Source organism: Arthrobacter sp. 2YAF22_2 (genome assembly GCF_052114645.1).
In the GTDB taxonomy this organism is placed as follows: domain Bacteria; phylum Actinomycetota; class Actinomycetes; order Actinomycetales; family Micrococcaceae; genus Arthrobacter.
Genome location: NZ_JBFRFD010000333.1, coordinates 1 through 4,155, shown reverse-complemented (window position 1 = coordinate 4,155; position 4,155 = coordinate 1). Strand labels below are relative to the sequence as shown.

Genomic DNA, 4,155 nt, shown 5'->3' with positions numbered 1-4,155 from the left:
CGGAAGCCGTGAAATCGCACGGCGGGCAGGTCTACATGGAACCCATGGACGTGCCCGAGCAGGGCAAAATGGCGATGTTTGCCGATGCCACCGGCGCCTCGATCGGCGTCTGGGAGCCGCACGAAATGAAGGGCTTCCAGCTCGTGGCCGAACCCGGCGCACCGGCCTGGCACGAACTCCACGCCAAGGATTATCCCGCGGCCGTGAAGTTTTATCAGGAAGTTTTCGGCTGGGACACCGACGTCATGAGCGACACCCCGGAGTTCCGGTACACCACCCTGGGTGCCGGCGACGCGGCAAAGGCCGGGATCATGGACGCCTCCGGCTACCTGCCCGCCGACGTGCCCGCCAACTGGCAGGTCTACTTCGCTGTCCAGGACGCTGACGCCACCGCGGCCCGTGCGGTGGAGCTTGGCGCGGCTGTCATCCACGCGCCCGAGGACACCCCGTTCGGACGGCTCGCCACCCTGACCGACCCCACCGGTGCCATGTTCAAGATCGTCGCCGAGACGGCAGAGGGGGGTTCCGCCACCGCGGCCCCCTAAGACTGGCTCTATATAAAACCTTTGAAAAAACTGCGATAAAGAATACCGGCCCCCGCTTTTCAAGCGGATTGTGGCCGGTATTCTTTTGACTGCCCGTGTCAAGGGAAATGACCGGGTGGCAAGAATGCACTACCGACACCGTCGCCGGGGCCGCCCTGTTGGGGTTCCACGCCGGCTGCGATGCGTTCCGCTGGGGGCCGCGTCGCCGAATGCGCAGGCAATTCACTTTGTGTTCATTCACCCCTGTTTTGCTGAGCCGGGCTCTGCTTGACCAAGAGCAGACCCGGCCCCGGGCCACGCCCCGGACATCACATCGCACCCAGCCCTTACCCGGGCACCCCAATGAGAGTTAGAGCGGATGAAAATCACATATTGGAAAACAGTGCTGGGCACAGCACTGTCCGCGGGGCTCATCGCAGCCCCGCTGACGGCATTGCCCGCCGTCGCACTGGAAGTCTCACCGGCAGCAGCCGGAACTTCGCCGGTCACTATCAACGAGGTCTACCTCAGCGGCGGCAGCGCCGGAGCGGCCTACAAGAACAAGTTCGTTGAGTTGTTCAACGCTTCGGACGCCCCGGTCTCCCTGAATGGCTGGTCCCTCCAGTACCGCGCCGGCACGAGCACCGGCACACCGAACAGCACCGCGGCTCTCTCCGGCACCATCGCGGCCAAGGGCTACTACCTGCTCCAGGGCGGCAGTAACGGTGCCGTCGGGCTGGATCTGCCCGCAGCCGATGCCATCGCCACCGGATTCAACCCGTCCGGTTCGGCCGGCACGATCGTCCTGGCCAAGCAGTCCACGACCCTGAACCCACTGGCCTCCGGCTCGGTCATCGAGCCCGCCAACGTCGCCGATCTGCTCGGCTACGGCAGCTCCAACACCTTCGAGACACAGGCCGCCGCCGCACCGTCGGGCAACACCGACGTCAAGAGCCTGAACCGCAACGCGGGCGCGGACAGCAACAACAACGCCGTCGACTTCACCCTCAACCCCGCCATCACGCCCAAGGCCGCCAACGCCGTCGTCGATCCCGGCCCGGTTGATCCGGGGACGGGCACGCCGCCGGTGCTGAAGACCATCGCCGAGATCCAGGGCACCGGCGCTGCCAGCCCGCTCACCGGCTCCGCTGTCACCACCCGGGGCAAGGTCACCGCGACCTTCCCGACCGGCGGTTTCGACGGTTTCTACGTTCAGACCCCCGGAACCGGCGGCGACCTGACGCCGGCCAACCACACGGCATCGGACGCCATCTTCGTCCACGCGCCGTCCGCCGTCGGCTCGGTGCAGATCGGTGACTACCTCGAGGTCACGGGCGACGTTGCCGAGTACTACGGCATGACCCAGCTCAACGTCGCCGGCGCCGCCGGAGTCACCAAACTGACCGAGGCCGCCCCGGAGGTCAAAGCCACCGGCTTCGCCCTCCCGGCCGACGAGGCCTTCCGCGAATCCCTCGAGGGCATGCTGCTGACGCCGCAGGGCCCGGTCACGGTTGCGGACAACTACTCGCTTAACCAGTACGGCGAGATCGGCCTGGCCGGCGGCACCACCCCGCTCGAACAGCCCACCGCTGTCGGCGCCTACGGCTCCCCGGAGTACAACGCCACCGTCGACGCGAACGCCGCGCGCGGCATCAAGCTCGACGACGGTGCCAGCACCAACTTCCTCAAGGACGCCGGCACCAAGGCGCAGACCCTGCCGTACCTGACCATCCAGGACCCGGTCCGGGTGGGCTCGCCGGTCACGTTTAAGACCAACGTGGTGCTCAGCTACGCGAACAACTCCTGGAAGTTCCAGCCGCTGACCCAGCTGGCCGCCGCCAACGCCGGCGCGGTCCAGCCGGCCGGCTTCGGCGCGACCCGCACGGAGACCCCCACTGCTGTGGGCGGCAACCTCAGGATCGCCTCGTTCAACGTGCTGAACTACTTCCCGACCACCGGTGACACGATCGCCGGCTGCAAGTTCTACAACGACCGTGCGGGCAACCCGATCACCGTCAGCGGCGGCTGCAACGTCCGCGGCGCCGCCAACGCCGAGAACTTCAAGCGCCAGCAGGACAAGATCGTCGCCGCGATCTCCAAGTCCGGCGCCGACGTCGTCTCCCTGATGGAGGTCGAGAACTCGGCGCAGTTCGGCAAGAACCGGGACGACGCCCTTTCCAAGCTGGTTGACTCCCTGAACATCGCGACGCCCGGCATCTGGGACTACGTCCGCACACCCGCGAACGCTCCCCCTCTTGGCGATGAGGACATGATCCGCACCGCGTTCATCTTCAAGAAGGCCACGGCCGAGCCGGTGGGCGAGTCCATCATCCACAACGACACAACGGCCTTCGCCAGCGCCCGCAAGCCGATGGCCCAGGTCTTCAAGCCCGTCGGCGCCGCGGATGACAAGAAGTTCATCGCCATCGCCAACCACTTCAAGTCCAAGGGCTCGGCCGCGACGCCGGACGACACGGACAAGGGCCAGGGCGCCTCGAACCTCGCCCGCACCGCCCAGGCCAAGTCCCTGCTGGCCTTCTCCGACGAACTGCAGAAGTCCAAGGGCACCGACAAGGTCTTCCTGATCGGCGACTTCAACTCCTACGCCAAGGAGGACCCGATCAACGTCCTCACCGCGGCCGGGTACGTCAACCAGGAGGAAAAGGCTAAGAACGCCGACGGCAGCGCCAAGCACTCCTACCTCTTTGGCGGCCTGGTCGGCTCGCTGGACCACATCCTCGCCTCGCCGTCGGCCAACGCCGTCGTCACCGGCGCGGACATCTGGAACATCAACTCGGTGGAGTCAGTGGCGCTGGAGTACAGCCGCTTCAACAACAACGTCACCGACTACTACGCGCCGAACCAGTTCCGCGCCAGTGACCACGACCCCGTGGTCGTGGGCCTGAACCTTCCCACCACGCCGGCCAGCGTTGACCTGAACTTGCTGGGCATCAACGACTTCCACGGCCGCATCGACTCGAACACCGTGCAGTTCGCGGGAACCATCGAGAAGCTCCGGGCGGCCGCGGCCCCCGGCGCCACCGCGTTCCTGTCCGCCGGAGACAACATCGGCGCCTCGCTGTTCGCCTCGGCCGTGGCCAAGGACCAGCCGACCATCGACGTGCTGAACACCCTCGAACTGCGCACGTCTGCGGTGGGCAACCACGAGTTCGACGGCGGCTGGGCCGACCTGCGCGACCGGGTCATCGCCGGCGGCAGCAACGCGAAGTTCCCGTACCTGGGCGCCAACGTCTACAAGAAGGGCACCACCGCGGCGGCCCTGCCGGAATACACCGTGCTGGACATGAACGGGATCAAGGTCGCGGTAATTGGGACCGTGACCCAGGAAGTTCCGTCGCTGGTCACCCCGGCCGGCATCGCCGACCTCGAATTCGGCGATCCCGTCGACGCCATCAACCGCGTCGCCGCGAAGATCAAGGCAGACAAGCTCGCCGACGTGATCATCGTGGAGAACCACGACGGCGCAGGCTCCGGCGCCCCCGAAGGCGCCACCCTGGCGCAGGAAGTCGCTGCCGGCGGCCCCTTCGCCAAGATGGTCAACGAAGTCACCCCGGATGTGGCCGCCATCTTCAACGGCCACACCCACAAGCAGTACGCCKGSGACGCGCCG

The 4,155-nt window shown here is 66.6% G+C and carries 2 protein-coding genes; both read left to right on the top strand.

Annotated features, from left to right (window positions below):
• Positions 1-545 (top strand): VOC family protein (locus AB4Y86_RS13425; protein ID WP_441402713.1); only part of this gene is annotated, 545 nt, incomplete at its 5' end.
• A gap of 358 nt (positions 546-903) precedes the next feature.
• Positions 904-4,155, top strand: a 3,252-nt coding sequence (locus tag AB4Y86_RS13420; protein WP_441402712.1) for an ExeM/NucH family extracellular endonuclease, incomplete at its 3' end; no start/stop codon positions are given.